This window comes from uncultured Polaribacter sp. (assembly GCF_947495205.1).
GTDB lineage: Bacteria > Bacteroidota > Bacteroidia > Flavobacteriales > Flavobacteriaceae > Polaribacter.
In genome coordinates this window covers 168,011-194,988 of the sequence record NZ_CANLXV010000002.1, presented here as the reverse complement: position 1 = coordinate 194,988, position 26,978 = coordinate 168,011, and the positions used below count along the sequence as shown (strand labels likewise).

Here is a 26,978-nt window from a genome sequence, read left to right as displayed (position 1 = left end):
GTTTTTAGTATTGGTTAAAACCAACTATCAAAAACAATAAACCAACAACTATTTTATTCTAATATTTTTACTCCTGCTGCATTTACTTTAGAAGTAAATAAGGTAAAATTTATATTTGTTTTTTTGTACGTTTCGTTTATAGCTTTGTATACTTTTTGCGCGGTTTCTTTGCCTTCACACAAAGCGTAAATGGTTGGGCCAGAACCAGAAATTCCTGCGCCTAAAGCACCTGCTTTTACAGCACTGTTTTTAACTTCGTCAAAAAACGGAATTAAAGCTTTTCTGGCAGGTTCTGCAACCAAATCTACTAAAGAATTGCTAATTAACTCGTAATTATCTGTATACAAGCCACTAACCAAACCACCTACATTTGCCCATTGTGTAATGGCGTTTTTTAACGGAATTTCTGTTGGTAAAACTTCTCTAGCGTCTTTTGTTTTTATTTCTACTTGTGGATGAATGGCAACTACGCTTAAATCTTTAGGAACTGGTAATTTTATAATTTCTAAAGGTTCGTAACTTCTAACCAATACAAAACCACCATAAATGGCTGCAGCAACATTGTCTGCAATTGGGGTTCCACAAGCTACTTCTTCGCCAAACATGGCAAATTTGGTAAGCTCTAGTTCAGAATATAGATTTCCTAAAAGCTGGTTTGCGCCAAAAGCAGCGCCAGAAGCACTTGCTGCAGAACTTCCTAAACCACTTCCAGGAGAAAAACCTTTGTGAATGGTTAATGCAATTCCGAAATCTGCATTTGCATCTAATAGCATTTTTTTAACCACAGCACTTGCTGCATTTTCATCTATATTGTAGGTTAAATTTGCACCCGTAATATTTGTTATTTTTACTCCTTTTTCTGCAGTCTTGGTAAAGGTCATTTCATCGCCAACGGCATCTACAGCAAAACCCATAGAATCAAATCCGCAAGAAACATTAGCAACAGTTGCCGGAGAAAATATTTTTAAATAATCCATTTTTTCAGTTTGCATTTGACAGTCTTCAGTTTGCAGTCAGTCTGTTTGTGACTGCTTACTTATTAGCAATTCTAATTACATCTGCAAAAATACCAGAAGCAGTTACATCTGCACCAGCACCAGCACCTTTTATAATTAAAGGATTTTCTGGGTATCTGTCTGTAAAAAATAAGACAATATTATCACTTCCTTCTAAATTGTAAAACGGGTGATTTGAGGCAATGTGTTGTAATCCAACATTTGCTTTTCCATCTACAAATTCAGCAACATATTTTAACCTACAATCTTTGTCATTTGCAGCTTTAAATATCTGTTGAAAGTGTGCTTCATTTTTAGTTAAAGAAGCATAAAAATCATCATTATTAGTTGTGTTTAAACTTTCTTCTGTTAAAAAAGAATTGTTTGCTATGTCTTCTAATTCTAATTGATAACCACTTTCTCTTGCTAAAATTAAAATTTTACGAGCAACATCTATACCGCTTAAATCTATTTTAGGATCTGGTTCTGTAAAACCTTCTTTTTGTGCTTGTGCTACAACATCATGAAACGTTGCGTTTTCATTAAAATTATTAAAAACAAAGTTTAAACTACCAGACAATACTGCCTGAATTTTATGCACTCTATCACCAGAATTTATTAAATTTTTAAGCGTATCAATTATAGGTAAACCTGCACCAACATTAGTTTCAAATAAGAAATCGGCATTGTATTTTCTAGAAACTTCTTTTAAGGTTTTATAATTTGAATAATTAGAAGCACACGCAATTTTATTACAAGTAACTACAGAAATGCTATCTCTTAAATATTTTTCATAAACTTCAGAAACTGCTTGATTTGCTGTGTTGTCTATAAAAACACTATTTCTATGGTTTGCTTTTTTAACTTCGTTGTAAAAATTATCTAAACTTGTTGGTTCTCCATTTTCTAAAGCTTCTTTCCAGTTTTTTAAATCGATTCCAGAATTGTTAAAAACCATTTTTCTGGAATTAGAAAGACCAATTACTCTAATTTTAAGCTTTAGGTTTTCTTTTAAAAATCTTTTTTGTTGCTCTAATTGAGCTAAAAAGCGTTCGCCAACATTACCAACACCAGTTACAAAAAGATTTAATTGTTTTGTTTTTTCTTCAAAAAACTGCTCGTGTAAAGTGTTTAATGCTTTTTTTGCATCGAATTTATTAATTACTGCAGAAATATTTTTTTCTGAAGAACCTTGTGCAATTGCTCTAACATTTACGTTGTTTTTACCTAAGGCGCTAAACATTTGTCCGCTTAAACCTTGGTAGTTTTTCATGCTTTCTCCAACCACAGCAATAATTGCCAAGTTATTTTCTACTTGTATTGGTTGTATTTTTTTTCTATCAATTTCTATATGAAACGTCTCGTTTAAAAGTGCTTGCGCTTTGGTAGCATCGTTTTCATAAACACCAACACAAATAGAGTGTTCTGATGAAGCTTGCGTAATAAAAACTACATTTATTTTTGCTACTGAAAGTGTTGCAAATAAACGCTTAGAAAAACCTGGAATTCCAATCATTCCACCGCCTTCTAACGTAATTAAGCTAATATCTTCTATATGTGATATTCCTTTAACTTCGTTATTGTTTTTAGGATTTTTACAAATTAAAGTACCAACATTTTCTGGTTCAAAAGTATTTTTAATACGAATAGGAATTTCTTTTCTTAAAGCAGGTTGAATTGTTGGAGGATACAAAACTTTTGCACCAAAGTGCGATAATTCCATAGCCTCTTCATAAGAAATTTCTGAAATAGCATAGGCTTGTTTTACAACTCTAGGATTTGCAGTAAACATACCAGGAACGTCTGTCCAAATTTGTAATTCGCTTGTGTTTAAAGCGGCTGCATAAATGGCAGCAGTATAATCAGAGCCTCCTCTTCCTAAAGTAGTTGTTTCTCCTTTGCTGTTCGCAGAAATAAAACCTCCTAAAAGTGTAACTTGGTGTTTATTTTCTTTAAAAAATAACTTAATATTTTTGTTTGAAGTTTCAAAGTCTACTTGTGCGTTTAGAAAATCATCATTTGTAAGAATTAATGTTCTACTTTCTTTATGTGTAGCGTCTAAAGTTTCTTTAGCTGCGTTTGCTATAATATAAGACGATAATCTTTCGCCAAAACTAGAAATTTTAGCCAAAGTTTTGTTTGACAATTCTTGTAGTAAAAAAACACCTTCGTAAATAGAATATAAATTATCAAATAAACTAGTTACTTTGTCTATAATAATTGTTTTGTTATTTGTAATTAACTCTTCTATAATTTGATTGTGTAAATCTTCAATTTCTGAAAGATTTTCTTTTGCTTTTTTAATATCGCTTAAAGCTAAATTAGCTCCTGACAATAAATTATTGGTAGTTTTACCAAATGCTGAAACTACAACTGCAACTTTTTCATTTTGAGCTGCATTAGCAACAATTGCTAATACTTTTTTTATGTTTTCTGAATTTGCGACAGATGAACCGCCAAATTTTAATACTTTCATTTTGTTTGAAATAAAATAATGAAAATTAATGTTTTATAATGCTTTTTTCGATTGTATCGAAATTGTTTTACCTGAGTTTGTATAATATAGAGAACCCCTAAAGGGTAATTGTAGAAGTACGTGTATTATTTCCCATAGCGATTGCAACCACAGTTGTGGTTTGTATATTTTTTATGTTTGTTTTAGAAAAATGCACAAAGCAAAAGTAGTAGTATTAATTAAAATACGTTTATGTATTAAAGATTTTTTTTATTTTAGTTTTAACTTCTGTTAAATTCATAAAATAAAATACATTATTTTATTTAAATTTAATTATTTTGCTAATAATTTTGTTTTTTCTTTAATAATTAATGCAATTGGTTTGTTCTGTATTTTACTCTCTAACCAAGATAGTATGTCTAGATATAAAAAAGCTCTTTTTTCATAAGGATGGTTTTCGAAAATTTTAAGTTTTGCATGAATTTTTTTAAATTCTCCCTTAATTTCATGAGGAAAAACATCACTTAAATCTCTAATAGAGGCTAAAAACACTTTTTGTACTTCTTGCAGGTTTTCCATTTTTAATAGAAATTTATAAGTATCTATAAATTGTCTTTCTAAATCGTAATCTAACCCACATTCGTAATGCGCAATTAAATTTAAAATTCTTGCAAAACATTGTAAATCTTCTGCAGAACTTAAGTTTTTAGATTTTATAATTTTCTGAAGATAGAAAATGCATTCTTTGTTTTTATCCATGCCAAAATATAAACATGCTATTTTATAGTACAACATTACTATGTAGTGGTTGTCTAGTCTATTTTTGTATACTTCAATTTTTGCATTAATAATTTCTACTAAATATTCACCTTCTATAAAATTACCTTCTAAAAAGTGTAAATGTAATTTGTTAGCATATAAGTATTGGAATATTAATAACTCTGTGTTGGTGTTTAACGGAATACTTTTTGCTTCAATATTTTGTTCAAATAAGGCCAACTCTTTTTTAAACGTAGTTACTTTTTTAACTAAAAAAGAGGCTTCTAATAAATAATTAATTCCTTTTAAATAAAAAACAGGATGTAGTATAATTAGTTTGTTGTTTTCTTTAAATAAATTAACCCACTTGCTAGCGTATTTATAGCTTTGTAAAAAATCTTGAACTAAAAAACTATGCCAAAGGTTGGCTTTAAATAACCACAAACGCTCGCGAGAACCAAGTTTGTTATAATTGTATTTTGGTAATCTTTCTGCAAAATATTTGTTTACAAATTCTAGCTCTTTTTCATTTTTCACATAGCCGTTTTGTAATAGATGGCTGTATAATTGCAGTGATAAATTAGAAAGTTTACTGGCAATAACATTTTGCTGGCTTAATTCTTTGGCTTGCACAGAAAGTTGATCTGCTCTATTGCTTAAACTCCTAGTAATATATTGTGTTTCTATAACTTTTTCTAATTCTACAATTTCATAAGCTATGTTTTTTTCTTCATTATCTAAAGCCATGTTTTTAGCTTTTTCTAACAATTTTAAACTTTGTTTGTATAATCCTTTTTGATACAATACTGTAGCAAAATCTAATTGTTCTCTAATTTGAATTCTAACGTTTTTATGCGCAGGATTTAAACGTAAACTAATTAAAATTTGTTTGTATAAATGTGCTTTTAAATTAGATAATTGTTGTTTAGAAACAATACCACTGCCAATAATAACCTTTTCATCATAAGTTTTTAATTTTTCTAAAAACTTAAAAAGAGAGAAAAACTTGGCATCAACATTACCACCAAGTCTGCCTACATATAGGTTAAATTGCCTTTTTTCTGATTTAGTTAAAGACTTAATTAGCACAAAAAGGGCATCATTTTGTTGGTTGGCGGATGTAATGATTTTACTCATATAATATTGTTATTCAGTATTTTATATATTTCGTGAATCTCTTAGGAATCGTGAATTTATGCAACTTCATAAATATAAGCAAATCACAATACATATATTTGATATATAATATAGAAATCATGCAAAATAATCAAGTACAAATTTTCGACACAACTTTAAGAGACGGTGAGCAAGTCCCTGGTTGTAAATTAGATACAAAACAGAAATTAGTTATTGCAGAACGTTTAGATTTATTAGGTGTAAATGTTATTGAAGCTGGTTTTCCTGTATCTAGTCCTGGAGATTTTAATTCGGTTTCAGAAATTGCTAAAATAGTTAAAAATGCATCCGTTTGTGGTTTAACTAGAGCTGTAGAAAACGATATTAAAGTAGCTGCAGAAGCTTTAAAATTTGCTAAGCATCCAAGAATTCATACAGGTATTGGTACAAGTGATTCTCATATAAAATATAAATTTAAATCTTCTAGAGATGCCGTTATAGAAAGAGCTGTTAAAGCAGTTTCTTATGCAAAATCTTTTGTAGAAGATATAGAGTTTTACGCAGAAGATGCAGGTAGAACAGATAATGCTTATTTAGCTAAAGTGTGCGAAGCTGTAATAAAAGCAGGTGCTACTGTGTTAAATATTCCAGATACAACAGGTTATTGTTTGCCAGAAGAATATGGGGCAAAAATTAAATATTTACGTGAAAATGTAAAAGGAATTGATAATGTAATACTTTCTTGTCATTGTCATAATGATTTGGGTATGGCTACAGCCAACTCTATTTCTGGTGTTATTAATGGTGCTCGTCAAATAGAATGTACCATAAACGGTATTGGTGAAAGAGCAGGTAATACAGCTTTAGAAGAAGTAGTAATGGTGTTAAAGCAACATCCTTATTTAAATTTAGAAACTTCTATAAATACAAAGTTATTATATGATACCTCTATTATGGTAAGAGAAAGTATGGGTATGCCTGTACAGCCTAATAAAGCTATTGTTGGGGCAAATGCATTTGCCCACAGTTCTGGAATTCATCAAGACGGAGTTATAAAAAACAGGGAAACTTATGAAATTATGGATCCTGAAGATGTTGGAGTAACAGAGAGTGCAATTGTTTTAACAGCTAGAAGTGGTAGAGCAGCTTTGGCGTATAGAGCTAAGAAAATAGGTTACGAACTTACAAAGGTACAATTAGATAGTGCGTATAAAACTTTTTTAGAAACTGCAGATAAGCAAAAAGAAGTTAAGGATGATGATATTCATCAAATTATGAAAAAAGTAAGTGAAAGTTCTAAAATAACAATGATTTAATTGTTCTTTGGTTAGAATACTATAAAATATCTATTATATTTTTAAAAGATGAAATATAAAATAGCTGTAATTCCAGGAGATGGTATTGGTCCAGAAGTAACCAACCAAGCAAAAAAAGCTTTAGATGCTGTTGCAGAAATGTACAATCATATTTTCTTATATGAAGAAGCGCAATTAGGTACTGCACCTATAGAAACAGAAGGTAATCCCTTGCCAGAAAAAACAATTGAGGTTTGTAAAAATGCAGACGCTATTTTATTTGGTGCAATAGGAGATCCAAAATACGATCAAGATCCATCTTTAAGAATAAGACCAGAACAAGGTTTGTTAACTTTAAGAAAAGAACTAGATTTATACTGCAATATAAACCCTGTTAAAGTATTTAGTCAGCTTATTAAAAACTCTCCTTTAAAAAGAGAAATTGTAAAAGGTACAGATATAGTTGTTTTTAGAGAATTAACAGGTGGTAGCTATTTTGGTAAGAAAGAGTTAAGTGAAGATGGGGAAATTGCAACCGATATTTCTACATATAGTGTGCATCAAATAACGCGTATTACACACCGTGCCTTTAAAGCTGCACAAGGCAGAAGGAAAAAAGTAACTTTAATAGATAAATCTAATGTGTTAGAAACTTCACGTTTGTGGAGAAAAACAGTTACAGAAATTGCTAAAACATATAAAGATGTAAAATTAGAGTATTTGTATGCAGATAATGCTTCAAAAAAACTAATTTTGCAACCCACTAAATTTGATGTAATTCTTACAGATAATTTGTTTGGAGATTTGTTTTCTGATGAGTTAGCAGTAATTTCTGGGTCAATAGGAGTTTTGGCTTCTTCTTCTTTTGGAGAAGAAAATGCAATTTTTACGCCAGTACATGGAACTTATCCAGAAGCAGTTGGTAAAGATATAGCAAACCCACTAGCATCTATTTTATCAGCAGCCATGTTATTAGAGCATTTAGGCTTAACTGAAGAGGCAGATGCTATAGAAAGAGCCGTAGAAAAATCTTTAGATTTAAATATTACCACAGAAGATATTAAAGGTAAAAATAAATATCCTGCAAAAACATCTAAAGTAGGAGATTTTATAGCAGATTACATCTTAAATCAAGAAGATAGTAATTTAAATTTTATAAACATGCATGCTGGTCAAAGTACCATAATTTAAAAAAAACAATACGTTTGTATTCATGAAACAACAAATATTACATATAACTTTAAACGCAATTGTCAAGGTAACGATTACCTATTGATATGGAAGCTGTCTTTTTAGAATTTGTAAAGAAACCTTCCTTTAATTTGGAAGTTTTTTTTTGAATTTATTTTAAGGATTGAGTATCATAATAATATAATGTTAATCACCTGTAAATAAGTTAGTTATATATTTTTTGTAAGGCATGAGTGTAAAGAGTCAGATTGCATTTAATGCAAAGAAATTAGAGAAATAGAATAATTTAGTCAACAATTTGAAGAATTTAATAGATGGAATTAAATAAACATAGCAAAAGATTAACACAAGATGAATCGCAGCCAGCGTCTCAAGCCATGCTATATGCAGCAGGATTAACAGATGATGATATGCGAAAAGCCCAAATTGGTATTGCCAGTACAGGCTATGATGGTAATCCTTGTAATATGCACTTAAATCGTTTAAAAGACGAAGTTAAAGTAGAGTGTAATATTGCAGATATGGTAGGTTTAGGATTTAATACTATTGGTGTTTCAGACGGAATTTCTATGGGAACATCAGGTATGAATTACTCTTTGGTATCTAGAGATATTATTGCAGATTCTATGGAAACAGTAATGAATGCACAAAGTTATGATGCATTAGTAGCTATTGTTGGGTGTGATAAAAATATGCCAGGTTCCATTATTGCAATGTTGCGTTTAAATAGACCTTCTATAATGATGTATGGTGGTTCTACAGCATCTGGTAAATACAAAGGAAAAAAATTAAATATTGTATCTGCTTTTGAAGCTCTAGGGCAAAAAGTAGCAGGAGAAATAGATGAAGCAGAATATAAAGAAATTATAAAAAGAGCTATACCAGGAGCTGGTGCTTGTGGTGGTATGTATACAGCAAATACAATGGCATCTGCAATAGAATGTATGGGTTTTGCATTGCCTTATAATTCATCAATTCCTGCAGAAAACCCTAATAAATTATCTGAAGCAGAAAGAACAGCAAGAGCTATAAAAAACTTGTTAGAATTAGATTTAAAGCCAAAAGATATTATTTCTAAAAAATCTTTAGAAAATGCGGTTACTTTAGTAAATGCTTTAGGAGGGTCAACAAATGCAGTATTGCACTTTTTAGCAATTGCCCATGCTGCTGATATCGATTTTACTTTAGATGATTTTCAGAGGGTAAGTGATAGAACTCCTTTAATTGGAGATTTAAAACCATCTGGAAAATATCTAATGGAAGATGTTCATGGTGTTGGTGGTATTCCTGCAATTATGAAATATTTATTAGAAAATGGATATTTACATGGCGATTGTATGACGGTTACAGGTAAAACATTAGCAGAAAATTTAGCAGATGTAGAAGCAATTGAATTTGAAGAACAAGACATTATCTATCAAAAAGAAAATGCTTTAAAGAAATCAGGAAATTTACAGATTTTATATGGTAATCTTGCAGAAGAAGGTGCTGTAGCAAAAATTTCTGGAAACGAAGGTTTGTTATTTGAAGGAAAAGCCGTTGTTTATGATGGTGAGCAAGCTGCTAATACAGGAATTTCTAACGGAGAAGTAGAAAGAGGAGATGTTGTTGTTATTAGATACGTTGGTCCTAAAGGAGGTCCAGGAATGCCAGAAATGTTAAAGCCAACTTCTTTAATTATGGGAGCTGGTTTAGGTAAATCTGTAGCTTTAATTACAGATGGTCGTTTTTCTGGAGGTACACATGGTTTTGTAGTAGGGCATATAACACCAGAAGCAATTAATGGTGGCGCAATCGGACTATTAGAAACAGGAGATAAAATTAAAATTAGTGCAGAAGACAATTCTATAAATGTTTTAATTTCTGATGAAGAATTAGCAGAAAGAAAAGCAAAATGGGTTGCTCCAGAACCAAAACATAAAAAAGGTATTTTATACAAATATGCAAAAACAGTAGCATCTGCTTCTAAAGGCTGTGTTACAGATTTGTAAATTTTTTTTAAGCTTTTTATGCTGAATTCGATTAAGTATAGCAGCTTTAGAAAATAAATAAATAGAGTAAAGACAAAAAATAAAGAGAAAAGAAAAAGATTAGAAAGTCTTTAGGTTATCATCTTTTTTCTCTCATCTAAAAAGATACAATATGGAAACAAAAACCATAAAATCAATACAAAATACAACCAAATCTACAATACGTATTTCTGGTAGTGAGGCAATTGTTAGATGTTTAATCGAAGAAGAAGTAAAAATTATTTACGGATATCCTGGAGGTGCAATAATGCCTGTTTATGATGAATTATATAAGTTTCAAGACAAAATTCATCATGTATTAACACGTCACGAGCAAGGTGCAACACATTCTGCACAAGGTTTTGCAAGAATTTCTGGTAAAGTTGGTGTTGCTATAGCAACCTCTGGTCCAGGAGCTACCAATTTAATTACAGGTATTGCAGACGCACAAATAGACTCTACACCAATGGTGTGTATTACAGGTCAAGTTCCTTCACATTTACTAGGTTCAGATGCTTTTCAAGAAACAGATATTGTAGGTATTTCTACACCTGTTACCAAATGGAACTGCCAAGTTACTAAAGCAGCAGATATTCCTGCAGCATTAGCAAAAGCATTTTACATTGCTAAAAGTGGTAGACCAGGACCTGTTTTGGTAGATATTACTAAAGATGCACAGTTTGAAGAGTTTGATTTTTCTTATGAAAAATGTACAAAAGTTAGAAGCTATAATCCTGTTCCAAAAACAGATGTAAGTTCTGTAGAAGCTGCTGCAAAAGTGATAAACAATGCTAAAAAACCATTTATTATTTGGGGGCAAGGTGTTGTTTTAGGTGAAGCAGAAAAAGAATTGATTGCTTTGGTAGAAAAAGCAGGTATTCCTGCAGCTTGGACAATTTTAGGAGCCTCTGCTATACCAACTTCTCATCCTTTAAATGTGGGTATGTTGGGTATGCATGGTAATTATGCGCCAAATAAATTAACCAATGAATGTGATGTTTTAATTGCTATTGGTATGCGTTTTGACGATAGGGTTACTGGCGATTTAAATAAATATGCAAAACAAGCCAAGGTTATTCATTTTGAAATAGATCCTGCAGAAATAAGTAAAAATGTAAAAGCAGATATTGCTGTCTTGGGAGATGCAAAAGCTAGTTTAACCGCTATTTTACCTTTAATTAAAGAGAATTCTCATACAGAATGGCATCAAGAATTTAAAGATTTATACGATATAGAATACAATAAAGTAATTAAAAACGACATCCATCCAACTAAAGAAGGGTTAACTATGGGAGAAGTTATTAATGAAATTAACATACAAAGTAAAGGAGAAGCTGCAATTGTAACAGACGTTGGGCAACACCAAATGATTGCTTGTAGATATGCAGACTTTAATAAAACCAAAAGTAATATTACCTCTGGTGGTTTGGGTACAATGGGCTTTGGTTTACCAGCGGCAATTGGTGCAAAAATGGCGGCTCCAGAACGCGAAGTAGTTTCTATTTCTGGTGATGGTGGTTACCAAATGACCATACAAGAATTAGGTACTATTTTTCAGCAAAAAGCAGCTGTAAAAGTTGTGGTTTTAAATAATGAATTTTTAGGAATGGTGCGTCAATGGCAACAACTGTTTTTTGACAAGCGTTATGCTTCTACAGAAATGACAAATCCAAATTTTGTAGCCATTGCAGAAGCTTATTATCTAAAAGCTAGAAAAGTGGTAAAAAGAGCAGATTTAAAGGAAGCTGTAAAAGAAATGATGGAAAGTAAAGAAGCTTATTTCTTAGAAGTTTGTGTAGAAAAAGAAGGAAATGTTTTTCCTATGGTTCCTTCTGGCGCAAGTGTTGCAGATATTAGATTAGAGTAATTAAAGAATAAGAAAAGAGCATAAAGAACAAAGATTAAAGGTTTTAGTAAAACAAAGATAGCTATCTTATTTCTATCATCTTTTTTCTATCATATTATAAAGTATGAGTACAGAAGAAAAACAATTATACGCAATATCAGTTTATACTGAAAATAATATTGGGTTGCTAAATAGAATTTCAGCAATTTTTCAAAGAAGACATATTAATATTGAGAGTTTAAATACTTCTCCATCAGAAATTGATGGTGTTTCTAAATTTACCATTGTGGTAAATATGAATGAGGTGGGAATTCAGAAAATTATTGGTCAAATAGAAAAGCAAGTAGAGGTAATTAAAGCTTATTACCACACTTTAGATGAAATTATTTATCAAATAGCCGGCTTATTTAAAATTAAATCTGAATTATTATTTGAAGAACGTCAAATTCAAAATATAATAAAAGAAAGTAATGCTAGAATAGTAACTGTAAATAAAGAATTTTTTGTTTTAGAAAAATCTGGAAAAAAAGAGGAAATTGTAAATTTATACAACAAACTAGCACCTTTTGGTATTATGCAATACACAAGATCTGGTTTAATTGCAGTTACCAAAGAAGAAATGAAAATATCAACATTGTTAAAAACATACAATAACTAAATTAAATAAAATGTCAAATTATTTTAACACATTACCATTAAGAAAACAATTAGAGCAATTAGGAAAATGTAGATTTATGGATTCTTCTGAATTTTCAGAAGGAGTAGCTGTACTTTTAGGGAAAAAAATAGTTATTGTAGGTTGTGGTGCACAAGGTTTAAACCAAGGTTTAAACATGAGAGATTCTGGTTTAGATATTTCTTACGCTTTGCGTCAAGCAGCTATAGATGAAAAAAGAGCATCTTATGAAAATGCAACTTCTAATGGTTTTACTGTGGGTACTTATGATGAGTTAATTCCAACAGCAGATTTAGTGTTAAATTTAACACCAGATAAACAACACACCAAAGTAGTTAATGCAGTAATGCCGTTAATGAAAAAAGGAGCAACATTAAGTTATTCTCACGGATTTAATATTGTAGAAGAAGGTACAAAAGTTAGAGAAGATTTAACAGTGATTATGGTGGCTCCAAAATGTCCTGGTTCTGAAGTACGTGAAGAATATAAAAGAGGTTTTGGTGTACCAACGTTAATTGCAGTTCACCCAGAAAATGATCCAGAAAACAAAGGTTGGGCACAAGCAAAAGCATATGCAGTGGCAACAGGTGGAGATAGAGCAGGAGTATTAGCTTCTTCTTTTGTAGCCGAAGTAAAGTCTGATTTAATGGGAGAACAAACTATTTTATGTGGTTTGTTGCAAACAGGTGCTATTTTATCTTTTGATAAAATGGTAGAAGAAGGAATTGATGCAAGTTATGCGGCAAAACTAATTCAGTATGGTTGGGAAACTACTACGGAAGCATTAAAACATGGTGGAATTACCAACATGATGGATAGGTTATCTAATCCTGCTAAGATAGAAGCGTTTCGTTTATCAGAAGAATTAAAAGATATTATGCGTCCATTATTCGAAAAGCATATGGATGATATTATTTCTGGTCATTTCTCTAAAACCATGATGGAAGATTGGGCAAATGATGATAAAAACTTATTAACTTGGAGAGCAGCAACTGGAGAAACTGCTTTTGAAAAGCAAGAAATTACAAGTGAAGAAATTTCTGAACAAGAATATTTTGATCATGGAACATTATTAGTTGCTTTTGTGAGAGCTGGTGTAGAGTTAGCTTTTGAAGCAATGACAGAAGCTGGAATTATTGAAGAATCTGCTTATTATGAGTCTTTACATGAAACACCATTAATTGCAAACACCATTGCACGTAAAAAATTATTTGAAATGAATCGTGTAATTTCTGATACTGCAGAGTATGGTTGTTATTTATTTGACCATGCTTGTAAGCCTTTATTAACAGATTTTATGAAAACGGTTTCTACCAATGTAATAGGAAAATCATTTAGTTCAGAAAATGGTGTAGATAACCAAGAATTAATCAAAATTAATAGCATCATTAGAAATCACCCAGTAGAAATAGTAGGCGCAGAATTAAGAGCTTCTATGACTGCAATGAAAGTGATAAAATCTGCTTAAAATTAAGCAGAATAAGCAAAAAAAAGTACAGTTTTTAACTGTACTTTTTTTTTGCTTAAAAAACAGTTTTTTTACTTCTTAAAAGTAATGAATGCTTTCTTTTCAATCTATAACATTTTCATCTCAAAGAAAATATAAAGAAAAAAGAGAAGCATAGAAACCTCTTTAAGCAGTTGTTTTATTATTCCTTTTTAAGGAATTTTTATCAAATAGAAACAACTCAAAATAGCGAACATTATTTAAGATTTACAATTATTTTAAAACTCAATTTATAAGAAGTTATAAGTTTTCTTTTTACATTTGATTATGCAAAATCACGAAATTTATTTTCCTAGTTTAGAAAACGTAAAGGCAGCTGCAAAAAAACTGAAAGGTGTTGCTTATAAAACGCCATTACAAATAAATAGTACTTTTTCTAAAGAATTTAAAGCAAACATTTTCTTTAAAAGAGAAGATTTGCAAGTGGTTAGATCTTATAAAATTAGAGGCGCATACAACAAAATGTCTTCTTTAACTTTAGAAGAAAAACAAAATGGTATTGTGTGTGCAAGTGCAGGCAATCATGCGCAAGGTGTAGCTTTGTCTTGTAAATTGCTACAAATAAAAGGTACTATTTTTATGCCTTCGCCAACACCAAATCAAAAAATTAATCAAGTAAAAATGTTTGGTGAAGATTTTATTGATATTGTCATTGAAGGTGATACGTTTGATGATGCTTATAATGCAGCAAAATTAGAATGCGATTTAAAAGAAAAAACATTTATACATCCTTTTAATGATAAGAAAGTAATTGAAGGACAAGCAACTGTAGGTTTAGAAATCTTAAAAAAAGCCACAGAAAAAATAGATTATGTATTTGTTTCTATTGGTGGTGGTGGTTTATCTGCAGGTTTATCTTCTGTCTTTAAAGAATTATCACCAGACACAAAAATTATTGGTGTAGAGCCAGAAGGAGCTCCTTCTATGTTGGTATCTATAAAAAACAATAAAAATACAGCATTAGAAAATATAGATTCTTTTGTAGATGGTGCTGCTGTAAAAAGAGTGGGAGATTTAAATTTTGAAATTTGTAAACAAAATTTAACAGATGTAATTCTAGTTCCAGAAGGCAAGGTATGCCAAACTATTTTAGACTTGTATAATAAAGATGCTATTGTAGTAGAACCTGCAGGAGCGTTAAGTATTGCAGCATTAGATTTTTATGCAGATAAAATTAAAGGTAAAAATGTAGTTTGCATTGTTAGCGGTAGTAATAACGATATTACTAGAACAGCAGAAATTAAGGAAAGAGCATTGCTTTATGCAAATTTAAAACACTACTTTATTGTAAAATTTCCACAAAGAGCAGGAGCTTTAAAGGAGTTTGTTGTAGATATTTTAGGGCCAAATGATGATATTACGCATTTTGAATACACAAAAAAAACCAATAGAGAAAATGGGGCAGCAGTTGTGGGTTTACAACTACAATGCAAATCAGATTTAGAACCATTAATGCAAAGAATGAAAGAGCGTAATTTTTTTGGTGAATATTTAAACGAAATGCCAGATTTATTTCAATTTTTAGTATAAATTAAAAGAAACTTCAATTTTAATAATTTATTTATAATCCTTTGGTTTTTCAAGATAGCAAAGGATAGTTCACCTACTATTTTCATATAATTTTGAAGATGAAATAACCTACTTAAATTTTAAGATTTTTATTAAAATTAAATTATGACAGAAACATTAAAACAAATTCCAGATACATATAAAATTACCACACCTTTAAATCAAAATACCTATTTAGTTGGTGGAGAATTAAAAAAATGGACAGGAGAAACTGCGGCTGTTTATTCCACAATTTCATCTACAGAAAAATACAAACCTACACTTTTAGGAACTGTACCAAATTTAACAGGAGAAGAAGGTATTGATGCTTTAAATGCAGCTGTAAAAGCCTATGATAGAGGTCAGGGTTTATGGCCAACAATGAGAGTTGAAGATAGAATTGTAGCTATGGAAAAGTTTGCAGCGCAAATGAAAACCAAAAGAGCAGCCATTGTAAAATTATTAATGTGGGAAATAGGAAAATCTTTACCAGATTCAGAAAAAGAATTTGATAGAACTGTAGAATATATCTATGATACTATTGAAGACTACAAAAAAATGGATAGAGATTCTGCAAAGTTTGAAAAGCATAGTGGAGTTTACGCGCACATAAAAAGAGGGCCATTAGGCGTTGTACTTTGTTTAGGGCCTTATAATTATCCTTTAAATGAAACTTTTGCGCTGTTAATTCCTGCTTTAATTATGGGGAATACAACCGTTTTTAAACCGGCAAAACATGGTGTTTTATTGCTATCGCCACTTTTAGAAGCTTTTCAAAATAGTTTTCCAGCAGGTGTAGTAAATATTATTTATGGTAGAGGAAGAACGCTGGCAACACCAATAATGAAAACAGGTTTGGTAGATGTTTTAGCTTTAATAGGTAATAGTAAATCAGCAAATGCAATACAAGAAAATCATCCGCAGAAAAACAGATTGCGCTTGGTTTTAGGTTTAGAAGCAAAAAATCCAGGAATTGTTTTACCAGATGCAGATTTAGATTTGGCAATTGCAGAATGTATTTCAGGAAGCACATCTTTTAATGGCCAACGTTGTACGGCTTTAAAAATATTATATGTACATGAGCATATTGTAGACGAGTTTAATAAACGTTTTACAAAAGCTGTAGACGCTTTAAAGTTTGGAAATCCTTGGGAAGATAACGTAAAATTAACGCCATTACCAGAACCTAATAAACCTGCATATATTCAAGGTTTAATTGATGATGCAGTAGCAAAAGGCGCAGCAATTATTAATAAAAAAGGAGGTGAAACTACAGAAAATTATATTTTTCCGGCAGTTTTATATCCCGTATCAAAAGAATCTAGAGTTTTTGAAGAAGAACAATTTGGGCCAGTAATACCTATTGTTTCTTTTAAAAATATACAAGAACCGCTAGATGATATGGCCGCTTCTAATTATGGCCAACAAGTAAGTGTGTTTGGTAGCAACGTAAAAACATTAGCACCTTTAATAGATACTTTGGTAAATTTAGTGTGTAGAGTAAATTTAAATAGTGCTGCACAAAGAGGTCCAGATGTATATCCTTTTACAGGTCGAAAAGATTCTGCAGTTGCTACATTAAGTGTGCATGATGCATTACGTTCTTTTTCTATAAGAACCTTTGTAGCGGCAAAAGATACAGCTTACAATAGTGCTATTTTAAAAGAGTTGTTAGACAAAAAATCGTCTAATTTTGTAAGTACAGATTATATTCTATAAAATATAGTATCAAATATACTTTTGTTAAATCGCAAACAATTTGTATATTTGCATCGAAATTTAATGTAAATGAAGAAAGAAGGGGCTATAAAGGCCCCTCTTTTTATACTTTATTTTAAGGTGTAAAATGGATCAGAAAAAAGTAAAAAACTTAGTAGAGGAAGCGTTACAAGAGAACGAAACATTGTTTTTAATTGATTTAAACATATCAGAAAACAATAAAATACAGATAACTGTAGATGGCGATAAAGGCGTTCCTTTAAGCGAATGTATTAGAATTAGTAGAAGCGTAGAAAGTAATTTAGATAGAGAAGAGACCGATTTTTCTTTAGAAGTAACTACACCAGATATTGCATATCCTTTAAAAGAGAAAAGGCAGTACATAAAGAATATAAATAGAATTCTTAAAGTAAAAACCGAAACAGAAGAATTAGAAGGAACCTTAGCAGCAGCAGATCAAGATAAAATTGTCTTAAAATGGAAAGCTAGAGAACCTAAACCAATTGGGAAAGGTAAAGTAACTGTAGAAAAAACAGCAACTTTAGCTTACATAGATATTAAAGAAGCAAAAGTGAAAATTGTATTTTAAGCAAAAAATGTAATGGAGAATATAGCGTTAATTGATTCGTTTTCAGAATTTAAAGATAATAAAAGTATAGACAGAGTAACATTAATGTCTATTTTAGAAGAAGTGTTTAGAGCTGCTTTAAAACGTAAGTTTGGTTCTGATGATAATTTTGATATTATTATCAATCCAGATAAAGGAGATTTAGAAATTTGGAGAAATAGAATAGTTGTTGCAGATGGTTTTTCTGAAGATGATAATGAAGAAATAGAATTAGCAGAAGCAAGATTAATTGAACCCGATTTTGAAATAGGTGAAGATGTATCTGAAGAAGTAAAGCTGATTGATTTAGGACGAAGAGCTATTTTAGCATTACGCCAAAACTTAATTTCTAAGATTTACGAACACGATAGCACTAATATATTTAAACAATTTAAAGATTTAGAAGGCGATTTATATAGTGCAGAAGTGCACCACATTCGTCATAATGCCATTATTTTGTTAGATGATGAAGGAAATGAAATTGTTTTGCCAAAAAGCGAGCAAATTCGTTCAGATTTCTTTAGAAAAGGAGATAACGTAAGAGGTGTAATTAAAACCGTAGAATTAAGAGGTAATAAACCTGCAATTATATTGTCTAGAACATCGCCAGCATTTTTAACTAAATTATTTGAACAAGAAATTCCAGAAGTTTTTGATGGTTTAATTACTGTAGAAGGTGTGGCAAGAATTCCAGGAGAAAAAGCAAAAGTAGCTGTAGATTCTTATGATGATAGAATAGATCCTGTTGGAGCTTGTGTTGGTGTTAAAGGATCTAGAATTCACGGAATTGTGCGCGAATTAGGAAACGAAAATATCGATGTAATTAATTACACTAAAAACGAACAATTGTTTATTTCAAGAGCATTAAGTCCTGCAAAAGTGACTTCTATGGAAATTGAGATGTACGAAGAAGAAAAAAATGGTAAAAAAGGACGTGTAAGCGTTTTATTAAAACCAGAAGAAGTTTCTAAAGCAATTGGTAGAGGTGGTGTTAACATTCGTTTAGCCAGTGAATTAACGGGTTACGAAATAGATGTTAAGAGAGAAGGTTTAGAAGAAGAAGATGTAGAATTAACAGAGTTTATAGATGAGATTGAAGACTGGGTAATTACAGAATTCAAGAAAATTGGTTTAGATACTGCAAGAAGCGTCTTAGAAACAAGTGTGGAAGAATTGGTAAAAAGAACCGATTTAGAAGAAGAAACTATTTTAGATGTTCAAAGAATTTTAAAAGAAGAATTTGAAGACTAAGATGTAGTTTAAAAATTATAGAGTAAACGTAAAAAGTCATATTTTTACAAAATTAAAGGCTAAAAAATAATATATGTCTGAAGGCAAAACAATGAGGCTTAATAAAGTTTTAAGAGAATTAAATATTTCTCTTGATAGAGCAGTAGAATATTTAGCAGATAAAGGTCACGAAATTGAATCTAGACCAACTACTAAAATTTCTGGTGCTGTCTATCAAGTACTTCTTGATGGTTTCCAAACAGATGCAAGCAAAAAAGCGGCATCTAAGGAAGTTGGAGAAGAAAAAAGAAAAGAGAAAGAGGCAATTCGTTTAGAACTAGAAGCTAAGCAAGAAAGAAAAAGAGCAGAAGACGCTAAAAAAGAAGAAGTTCTTAAAGCAAAAGCAGAAAAATTAGCCTTTAAGCCAGTTGGTAAAATAGATATTGATGCTGCAGGTAAACCTTCACCTAAAAAAGAGGTGGAAAAACCTGTTGAGGATAAAAAAGAAGTGGTGCCAGAAAAACCAAAGCCAAAAGAAGTTGAGGTTGTGAAAGCAAAAGCTCCTAAATTAGAAGGTTTGGTTATTAAATCTAAGTTAATTCCAAAGGAAAAACCAGCTCCGAAAACACCTAAAACGGAAGAAGCGCCAAAAGCGCCAAAAACCGTCGCTCCTGTTAAAGTTGATGCTCCAGTAAAAAAAGAAGAGAAAAAAGAAGAGATTACTGCAGAGAATGCGGAGGCTATAAAAACACAATACAAAAAGTTAGATGGACCTAATTTTACAGGTAAAAAAATTGATTTAAAGCAATTTGAAAAACCTAAAAAGAAAAAGCCAGAAGCTAAAAAAGATGGCACTGATCCTAAAAAGAAACGTAAACGTATTGTAAACAAAGCAGGCGGTCCTGGTAATAGAACTGCAGGCAATAGAGGACCTGGAAATAGAGGTCCAGGTAACAATAGAGGTGGTTTTAAAGGAAGAGGCAACCAAAGACCTAGTAATGTTAAAAAAGAAGAGCCAACAGAAGCAGATATCCAGAAGCAAGTTAGAGAAACGTTAGAAAAACTTCAAGGAAAATCTTCTAAAGGAAAAGGAGCTAAGTATAGAAGAAATAAAAGAGACGCCAGAAGAGAGCAATCAGAAGCAGAACAAGAAGCACAAGCATTAGATAACAAGATCTTAAAAGTAACAGAATTTGTTACAGTTAGTGAAGTTGCAACAATGATGGAGGTTCCTGTAACAAACATTATTTCTGCGTGTATGTCTTTAGGAATGATGGTAACTATGAATCAGCGTTTAGACGCAGAAACATTAGTTATTGTAGCAGAAGAATTTGACCATAAAGTAGAATTTATTGGTGCAGAAGTAGAAGAATCTATAGAAGAAGTAATAGATAAGCCAGAAGATTTAGAAACAAGAGCACCAATTATTACAGTAATGGGGCACGTAGATCATGGTAAAACATCTTTACTAGATTACATTAGAAATGCCAATGTTATTGAGGGCGAAAGTGGAGGAATAACACAACATATTGGTGCGTATTCGGTAAATGTTGGAGATCAAAAAATAGCATTTTTAGATACACCAGGTCACGAAGCCTTTACAGCTATGCGTGCTCGTGGAGCTCAAGTAACAGATTTGGTAATTATTGTGGTTGCAGCAGATGATGATGTGATGCCGCAAACAAAAGAAGCCATTTCACATGCGCAAGCAGCAGGTGTACCAATTATATTTGCCATAAATAAAATAGATAAGCCAAACGCAAATCCAGATAATGTAAAGACACAATTATCTTCTATGAATTTATTAATAGAAGAATGGGGTGGTAACATACAATCGCAAGATATTTCTGCAAAAACAGGTCAAGGAATTGATGAGTTGTTAGAAAAAGTACTTCTTGAAGCAGAAGTCTTAGAATTAAAGGCAAATCCTAATAAAAATGCAGTTGGTGCTGTTGTAGAGGCATTGCTAGATAAAGGTAGAGGTTATGTAACCACTATTTTAGTACAAGCAGGTACATTAAAAATTGGAGATTATATTTTAGCAGGTAAGCATAGTGGTAAAGTAAAAGCTATGTTTGATGATAAAGGAAATAATCTAGAAATAGCAGGACCATCAACACCAGTATCAATTTTAGGTCTAGATGGTGCACCTCAAGCAGGTGATAAATTTAATGTTTTTGAAGACGAAAGAGAAGCAAAACAAATAGCATCGAAACGTTCTCAATTACAGCGAGAACAATCTGTAAGAACACAGAAAACATTAACGTTAGATGAAATTGGGCGTAGAATTGCATTAGGAGACTTTAAAGAATTAAATATTATCCTAAAAGGAGATGTAGATGGTTCTGTAGAAGCTTTAACAGATTCTTTCCAAAAATTATCTACAGAAGAAATTCAGGTAAATATTTTACATAAAGGTGTTGGAGCCATTACAGAAAGTGATGTACTTTTAGCAACGGCTTCAGATGCAATTATTGTAGGATTTAATGTTCGTCCTCAAGGAAACGCCAGAGCAGTAGCAGATAGAGAAGAAGTAGATATTAGAACATATTCTATTATCTATGCTGCCATTAATGATCTTAAAGATGCAATGGAGGGTATGTTGTCTCCAGAGATGAAAGAAGAGGTTTCAGGTAATGTGGAAATCAGAGAAATCTTTAAGATATCTAAAGTTGGTAATATTGCAGGTTGTATGGTAACTTCTGGTAAAATCTTTAGAGATTCTCAAATTAGAATTATCAGAGATGGTATTGTAGTTCATGACGGTACTTTACAAGCACTTAAACGTTTTAAAGATGACGTTAAAGAAGTGGCTAAAGGATATGATTGTGGTATTCAAATAAAGAACTATAATGATATTCTGGTGGGAGATGTTATAGAAGCATATAAAGAAGTCGCTGTAAAAAAGAAGTTGAAATAAGATCAATGATAAGCGAAAATAAAAAAGGCGAAATTCTTCAGAATTTCGCCTTTTTTATTTATTGAATAAGTAAGATTTTTATTTAATCTTAACGAGCATTTGCTATATTTTATTTCCCCAAAGGAACAGCTATTAAGCCAGTATATTCTTTCTTAAAAATTAGCATTGCTCTATCTGCATCAAGTTTAGTTTTATAAGTACCTACTTGCACTTTCCATTCAGGAGCGTTATAGACTAATTTAGTTTTTACTGTAGGGTATAGCACTTTAAATTTAGCCAACCTACTTTTGGCAGTAACTTCTTTCCCATTATAGATTTGAATAGAATATCCAAATCCTATAGCTCTGTTATAATCTCGTTTTTTTTCTAAAAATGTCTTTATTTCTTTACTTATTTTTGTTGAGTTTTGAGCGCTTAAAACACCACATGTCGATAAGAAAATTCCTAAAATTAATTTGTTTTTCATCGTTATAAAATATACCACAAAAATAACGACTTAGTTCAGAATAAATTGGTGAATTTTACTATTTAGAATTATTATAAATTGGTATTTAAGAAGGTATTCTTTTTCCAAAATTTAGCAATATGTAGTACTTTTGCCTCACTATCTAAAATACAATTTTTAGATCATTTATAAGACATTAAAATTATAGTTTGTAAATATGAAAAGCGTGGGTTTATACAATAAATTGTTTTCAGTACTTCACAAGAGTTTTGCATTACTTTTGGTTTTTGCATTCAGTATTTCGACTTATGCGCAAGATGTAGATGAGGCTCGTCAAAAAGCAGGAAAAAAGCTTTTTAAATCTCAGTGTGCTTCATGTCATAAATTAGATAAAAAGTTAGTTGGGCCTGCTTTAGGTGGTGTTGAAGAGCGTAGAGAAAATGCTTGGTTAAAATCATGGATTAAGAATAATGCAGAATTTCAGAAAGTAAATACAGAGGCTGCTCAAGCTGCTCAGTATAGCGCTACTGCAATGACTGCTTTTCCTCAGTTAACAGATGTTCAGATTGATGATATTTTGTATTATACAACTGTAGGTGAAATTAAGAAAGTCGTTGACTCAGGTGATGTTACTGTTGGTGGTCAAGTTCTTCAAAAATCTGGCGCGCCAGAGTGGTTAATTTATTTATTGGCTGCTGCTATAGTTGTTGCTTTTTTAATGATTTCTAGTTTGTTAAAGCAGGTGAGTGAGTTAAAAGGGGGTAGTAAGCCTGGTGTTGAGTCTAATTTAAGAAGAGATTTACAAGAACTTTGGATTGGTGCTAAAAACAATACTTTCTTAAAAGTGCTATCTACTATATTTTTGTTGTTGATTGGGGCTTATGTAACTTTTGGAACTTTATTTAAAGTTGGTGTAGATCAGGGTTATCAGCCAATTCAGCCAATTGCTTTCTCGCATAAAATACATGCAGGAGAAAATAAAGTGGATTGTCAATATTGTCACTCTTCTGCAAAACATAGTAAGCATTCAGGTATTCCGTCACTAAACGTGTGTATGAACTGTCATAAAGCAATTGCAGAAGTTGCTGAAACTACTGAGATTCAGTGGAACGGTCAAACATATGGTAAGCAGCAGTTAGATTTGGAAATTGATAAATTGTATGAAGCTGTTGGTTGGGATAAAGATGAGTTAGTTTATACGGGTGAAGAAAAGCCTGTAAAATGGATTCGTATTCATAATTTACCAGATTTTGCTTATTACAATCATGCTCAGCACGTAACAGTGGCAGGTATTGCATGTCAGAAATGTCACGGACCTGTAGAGGAAATGGATGAGATGTATCAATATTCACCCTTAACAATGGGTTGGTGTATTAATTGTCACAGAGAAACAAATGTTGATTTGAAAGGCAACGAGTATTATGAGAAAATTCATGAGCAGCTTGCTGATAAATACGGAGTAGATAAAGTTACAATCTCTCAGTTAGGTGGATTGGAATGTGGTAAGTGTCATTATTAATTAAAGAAGAAAGATGGTTGCGTTTAAATAATTAATTTAAATAGGTAACTATAAACTAATAACTAGATATAAATGGCTTCAAACAAAAAATACTGGAAAAGTGTTGAGGAACTGCAAGGTAGTTCTGTTGTTGAAACGTTGGCGAAAAATGAATTTGTAGAAAATATTCCTACAGATGACTTTTTAGGTGATAAAGAAACGTTAGAGAATTCTTCTACTTCGCGTAGAGATTTTTTAAAGTACGTTGGTTTTACTACGGCAGCGGCTTCATTGGCAGCTTGTGAAGGACCAGTTGTAAAATCTATTCCTTATGTAGTAAAACCAGACGATATTATTGCTGGTGTTGCAGATTGGTATGCAACTTCTATTGCAGATGGTTTTGATTATGCAAACGTTTTAGTGAAAACTAGAGAAGGTAGACCAATTCAAATTATGCCAAACAAAGAGGCGAATGGTTCTACTAGTGCTAGAGTTCAAGCTTCTGTTTTGTCATTGTATGATGAAACTTTGCGTTTAAAAGAACCAACCAAAGGAGGTAAAGCAATTACTTGGGCAAGTGCAGATAAAGAAATTGGTGATGCATTGTTGAAATTAAAAGAAGCAGAAAAGCCTGTTATTCTTTTAACTGGTACGTTAGCTAGTCCTTCAACATCAAAAGTAATATCAGATTTTATAACAGCATATCCTAATATTCGTCATGTAGTATATGATGCGATTTCAGAATCTGCTGCAGTAGATGCTTTTAAGGCAATGTACGGTAAAAGAATATTACCTAACTATAAATTAGAGAACGCTAAAGCAATAGTTTCTTTTGGAGCTGATTTTTTAGGAGATTTTCATGGTGGATTTGAAAAAGCCTATGTTGCTGGTAGAAAACCTGAAACAGGCGCAATGTCTTTTCATGTGCAGGTAGAAAGCAATATGTCTTTAACTGGCGCAAATGCTGATAAACGTGTGGTTGCAAAACCATCTGACGTTGTATTTGCTTTGTTAAACTTATACAAGGAAATCACTGGTAATGGAGTATCATCAAAAGCAACGCCAATTGATGGAGAAATAAAGAAATTAGCTAAAGTGCTTAAGAAGGCTGGTTCTAAAGGTGTAGTGATGACTGGTATTAACGATGTTAATGCGCAGCTTATATCTTTAGCAATAAACCAAGCATTAAATAGTGATATTTTAGATACACAAAATACGTTAAACATTCGTCAAGGAAATTTTGAAGAAGTTCAAGGTGTTATAACTGATATGAAATCTGGAAAGATTGGTGGTTTATTAACCTACAATATTGATCCAGCATATACGCTGCCAAATGCAACTGAATTTATTGAAGCTTTAGGTAAAGTTTCTTTAAAGGTTGGTTTGTCAACAGAAAATAATGCAACTGTAGATGCAATGGATTATGCATTGCCAACATCGCATTTTCTTGAATCATGGGGCGATACTAATTTTTCAGAAGGTAATTATGGTTTAATGCAACCAACAATACAACCTTTATTTCAAACAAAACAAGTACAAGATGTTTTGTTAAAATGGTCGGGTAGTACTACTTCATATTACGATTTTTTAAAAAATTATTGGACTACAGAAGTATTGAATGCTGCTTCTTGGAATAAAGCTTTGCATAATGGTTATTATTCAGCTAATGTAACGTCAAATACATCTGATTATGTGTCTGAAGTTGTTATTTCTGATGTAGCTAATCAATTAAAGAAAAGTATTTCTTCTTCAGGCATGGAGTTGAATTTATATATTAAAACCGGTTTAGGAGACGGCAGACAAGCGAATAATCCTTGGTTACAAGAGTTTCCGGATCCAATTACAAGAACTTCTTGGGATAACTACTTAACAATGTCTATAGCAGATGCTAAGGTCTTAGGTTTCTCTAATCCAGTGAAAGATAATGGTGCTATAAATGGAGATTATGCCAAAGTTAAAGTTAATGGAGCTGAAGTTGTAGTTCCTGTAATGATACAACCTGGTCAGGCCAAAGGTTCTGTAGGTTTATCTTTAGGTTTTGGTAAAACTTTTGGTTTAAAAGAGGAAATGAAAGTAGGTGTAAATGCCTACCCTTTTTATAAAGATGGTAATAATATTCAGTATAATGTTAGTATAGAGAAAGTATCGGGCACTCATAAGTTTGCTTGTACACAAGTACAGAAAACAATTGCTGGTCGTCATGACATCTTAAAGGTAGCTTCACTAAAAGAGTTTAAAACTGTAGATCCTAAAGATCATCATCATGGTTGGAATAAACCAGCATATGTGTCTTATGATCATCAAGAAGTAGAAGCGAATACAATAGATCTTTGGGACGAACATAATAGAGAAGTTGGTCATCATTTCAATCTATCTATAGATTTAACTTCTTGTACCGGTTGTGGTGCTTGTGTAGTTGCATGTCATGCAGAAAACAATGTACCAGTTGTTGGTAAAAATGAAGTTAGAGTTGGTAGAGATATGCATTGGTTGCGTATTGATAGATATTATTCTTCAACTGTGGAAACTCGAGAGGAGGCAAAGGAGTTAGGTTTAAGTAGAGGAGCTACTTATGAAGCTCTAGAAACAGAAGCAGAAAATCCAGAGGTTACCTTTCAGCCTATGATGTGTCAGCACTGTAATCACGCTCCTTGTGAAACTGTTTGTCCAGTGGCAGCAACAACTCATGGTCGTCAGGGTCAAAATCAAATGACATATAATAGATGTGTTGGTACAAGATACTGTGCAAACAACTGTCCTTATAGAGTACGTAGATTCAATTGGTTTGAATATGCAAACAACAATGAGTTTGATTTCAATATGAATAATGAATACGGTAAAATGGTTTTAAATCCAGACGTAGTTGTTCGTGGAAGAGGAGTTATGGAGAAATGTTCTATGTGTATTCAAATGACGCAAGCTACTATTTTGAAAGCTAAAAAAGAAGGTAGAAAAGTAAATAAAGATGAATTTTCAACAGCGTGTTCATCTGCTTGTACTACTGGTTCTTTAGTTTTTGGAGACGTAAATAACAAAGAAGATAAAGTTGCTGCGTTAGCAGTAGATAAGAGAGCATACAATGTATTAGATTACCTTCAAACGAAGCCTAATGTAATATATCAAGTAAAAGTAAGAAACACAAACGAAGCGTAATTAAATTTA

At 31.7% G+C, this 26,978-nt stretch carries 17 protein-coding genes; 13 read left to right on the top strand and 4 right to left on the bottom strand.

Annotation, left to right across the window (positions count from 1 at the left end; translation table 11 throughout):
• Positions 1–53: 53 nt before the first annotated feature.
• From Q0762_RS03030 to Q0762_RS03020, 3 genes are all read right to left on the bottom strand, one after another.
• Positions 54–977 (bottom strand): homoserine kinase, encoded by a 924-nt coding sequence (locus Q0762_RS03030; RefSeq protein WP_298763535.1) that lies wholly within the window; start codon positions 975–977, stop codon positions 54–56.
• Positions 978–1,032: 55 nt separating this feature from the next.
• Positions 1,033–3,471, bottom strand: a complete 2,439-nt coding sequence (gene thrA, locus Q0762_RS03025; protein WP_298763419.1) for a bifunctional aspartate kinase/homoserine dehydrogenase I — start codon at positions 3,469–3,471, stop codon at positions 1,033–1,035.
• A gap of 312 nt (positions 3,472–3,783) precedes the next feature.
• Entirely contained in the window at positions 3,784–5,346 is a 1,563-nt protein-coding gene (locus Q0762_RS03020; RefSeq protein WP_298763418.1) for a hypothetical protein, read from the bottom strand.
• Positions 5,347–5,465: 119 nt separating this feature from the next.
• Between Q0762_RS03020 and Q0762_RS03015 the strand changes: the two genes are divergently transcribed.
• The 11 genes from Q0762_RS03015 (at position 5,466) to infB (ending at position 21,873) form a co-directional block, all read left to right on the top strand.
• Positions 5,466–6,641, top strand: a complete 1,176-nt coding sequence (locus Q0762_RS03015) for a 2-isopropylmalate synthase (protein ID WP_298763416.1) — start codon at positions 5,466–5,468, stop codon at positions 6,639–6,641.
• A gap of 48 nt (positions 6,642–6,689) precedes the next feature.
• On the top strand, positions 6,690–7,811 hold the full coding sequence (leuB, locus tag Q0762_RS03010; protein ID WP_298763415.1) for a 3-isopropylmalate dehydrogenase: 1,122 nt from the start codon (positions 6,690–6,692) through the stop codon (positions 7,809–7,811).
• Positions 7,812–8,125: 314 nt separating this feature from the next.
• Positions 8,126–9,802, top strand: a complete 1,677-nt coding sequence (gene ilvD / locus Q0762_RS03005) for a dihydroxy-acid dehydratase (protein WP_298763414.1) — start codon at positions 8,126–8,128, stop codon at positions 9,800–9,802.
• Positions 9,803–9,953: 151 nt separating this feature from the next.
• Complete coding sequence (gene ilvB, locus Q0762_RS03000) at positions 9,954–11,687, top strand: biosynthetic-type acetolactate synthase large subunit (protein WP_298763413.1); 1,734 nt, start codon at positions 9,954–9,956, stop codon at positions 11,685–11,687.
• A gap of 103 nt (positions 11,688–11,790) precedes the next feature.
• A complete protein-coding gene (gene ilvN / locus Q0762_RS02995) occupies positions 11,791–12,324 on the top strand; it encodes an acetolactate synthase small subunit (RefSeq protein WP_298763412.1) in 534 nt (177 codons plus the stop codon).
• Positions 12,325–12,334: 10 nt separating this feature from the next.
• Positions 12,335–13,810 (top strand): ketol-acid reductoisomerase, encoded by a 1,476-nt coding sequence (ilvC, locus tag Q0762_RS02990; protein ID WP_298763411.1) that lies wholly within the window; start codon positions 12,335–12,337, stop codon positions 13,808–13,810.
• A gap of 306 nt (positions 13,811–14,116) precedes the next feature.
• Positions 14,117–15,379 carry a threonine ammonia-lyase IlvA gene (gene ilvA / locus Q0762_RS02985; RefSeq protein ID WP_298763410.1) on the top strand — a complete coding sequence of 421 codons (1,263 nt, stop codon included), beginning with the start codon at positions 14,117–14,119 and terminating at the stop codon, positions 15,377–15,379.
• A 144-nt stretch (positions 15,380–15,523) separates the two neighbouring features.
• Positions 15,524–17,116 carry an NADP-dependent glyceraldehyde-3-phosphate dehydrogenase gene (locus Q0762_RS02980; RefSeq protein WP_298763408.1) on the top strand — a complete coding sequence of 531 codons (1,593 nt, stop codon included), beginning with the start codon at positions 15,524–15,526 and terminating at the stop codon, positions 17,114–17,116.
• A 127-nt stretch (positions 17,117–17,243) separates the two neighbouring features.
• Positions 17,244–17,705: a ribosome assembly cofactor RimP gene (rimP, locus tag Q0762_RS02975; RefSeq protein WP_298763407.1), complete on the top strand. Its 462-nt coding sequence runs from the start codon at positions 17,244–17,246 to the stop codon at positions 17,703–17,705.
• 12 nt (positions 17,706–17,717) lie between these two features.
• Positions 17,718–18,974: a transcription termination factor NusA gene (nusA, locus tag Q0762_RS02970; protein WP_298763406.1), complete on the top strand. Its 1,257-nt coding sequence runs from the start codon at positions 17,718–17,720 to the stop codon at positions 18,972–18,974.
• Between the two features lie 73 nt (positions 18,975–19,047).
• Positions 19,048–21,873 (top strand): translation initiation factor IF-2, encoded by a 2,826-nt coding sequence (gene infB, locus Q0762_RS02965; protein WP_298763404.1) that lies wholly within the window; start codon positions 19,048–19,050, stop codon positions 21,871–21,873.
• Positions 21,874–21,982: 109 nt separating this feature from the next.
• Here the strand turns inward: infB and Q0762_RS02960 are convergent, their stop codons facing one another.
• Entirely contained in the window at positions 21,983–22,339 is a 357-nt protein-coding gene (locus Q0762_RS02960; protein ID WP_298763402.1) for an SPOR domain-containing protein, read from the bottom strand.
• 196 nt (positions 22,340–22,535) lie between these two features.
• Between Q0762_RS02960 and Q0762_RS02955 the strand changes: the two genes are divergently transcribed.
• Positions 22,536–23,837: a c-type cytochrome gene (locus tag Q0762_RS02955; protein ID WP_298763400.1), complete on the top strand. Its 1,302-nt coding sequence runs from the start codon at positions 22,536–22,538 to the stop codon at positions 23,835–23,837.
• A 72-nt stretch (positions 23,838–23,909) separates the two neighbouring features.
• Positions 23,910–26,969, top strand: a complete 3,060-nt coding sequence (locus tag Q0762_RS02950) for a TAT-variant-translocated molybdopterin oxidoreductase (RefSeq protein ID WP_298763399.1) — start codon at positions 23,910–23,912, stop codon at positions 26,967–26,969.
• Positions 26,970–26,978: the final 9 nt, after the last annotated feature.

Coding starts and splice junctions, on each gene's coding strand:
- Q0762_RS03030 (WP_298763535.1), bottom strand. CDS start 977: ATGGATTATTTAAAAATATTTTCTCCGGCAACTGTTGCTAATGTTTCT.
- thrA (WP_298763419.1), bottom strand. CDS start 3,471: ATGAAAGTATTAAAATTTGGCGGTTCATCTGTCGCAAATTCAGAAAAC.
- Q0762_RS03020 (WP_298763418.1), bottom strand. CDS start 5,346: ATGAGTAAAATCATTACATCCGCCAACCAACAAAATGATGCCCTTTTT.
- Q0762_RS03015 (WP_298763416.1), top strand. CDS start 5,466: ATGCAAAATAATCAAGTACAAATTTTCGACACAACTTTAAGAGACGGT.
- leuB (WP_298763415.1), top strand. CDS start 6,690: ATGAAATATAAAATAGCTGTAATTCCAGGAGATGGTATTGGTCCAGAA.
- ilvD (WP_298763414.1), top strand. CDS start 8,126: ATGGAATTAAATAAACATAGCAAAAGATTAACACAAGATGAATCGCAG.
- ilvB (WP_298763413.1), top strand. CDS start 9,954: ATGGAAACAAAAACCATAAAATCAATACAAAATACAACCAAATCTACA.
- ilvN (WP_298763412.1), top strand. CDS start 11,791: ATGAGTACAGAAGAAAAACAATTATACGCAATATCAGTTTATACTGAA.
- ilvC (WP_298763411.1), top strand. CDS start 12,335: ATGTCAAATTATTTTAACACATTACCATTAAGAAAACAATTAGAGCAA.
- ilvA (WP_298763410.1), top strand. CDS start 14,117: ATGCAAAATCACGAAATTTATTTTCCTAGTTTAGAAAACGTAAAGGCA.
- Q0762_RS02980 (WP_298763408.1), top strand. CDS start 15,524: ATGACAGAAACATTAAAACAAATTCCAGATACATATAAAATTACCACA.
- rimP (WP_298763407.1), top strand. CDS start 17,244: ATGGATCAGAAAAAAGTAAAAAACTTAGTAGAGGAAGCGTTACAAGAG.
- nusA (WP_298763406.1), top strand. CDS start 17,718: ATGGAGAATATAGCGTTAATTGATTCGTTTTCAGAATTTAAAGATAAT.
- infB (WP_298763404.1), top strand. CDS start 19,048: ATGTCTGAAGGCAAAACAATGAGGCTTAATAAAGTTTTAAGAGAATTA.
- Q0762_RS02960 (WP_298763402.1), bottom strand. CDS start 22,339: ATGAAAAACAAATTAATTTTAGGAATTTTCTTATCGACATGTGGTGTT.
- Q0762_RS02955 (WP_298763400.1), top strand. CDS start 22,536: ATGAAAAGCGTGGGTTTATACAATAAATTGTTTTCAGTACTTCACAAG.
- Q0762_RS02950 (WP_298763399.1), top strand. CDS start 23,910: ATGGCTTCAAACAAAAAATACTGGAAAAGTGTTGAGGAACTGCAAGGT.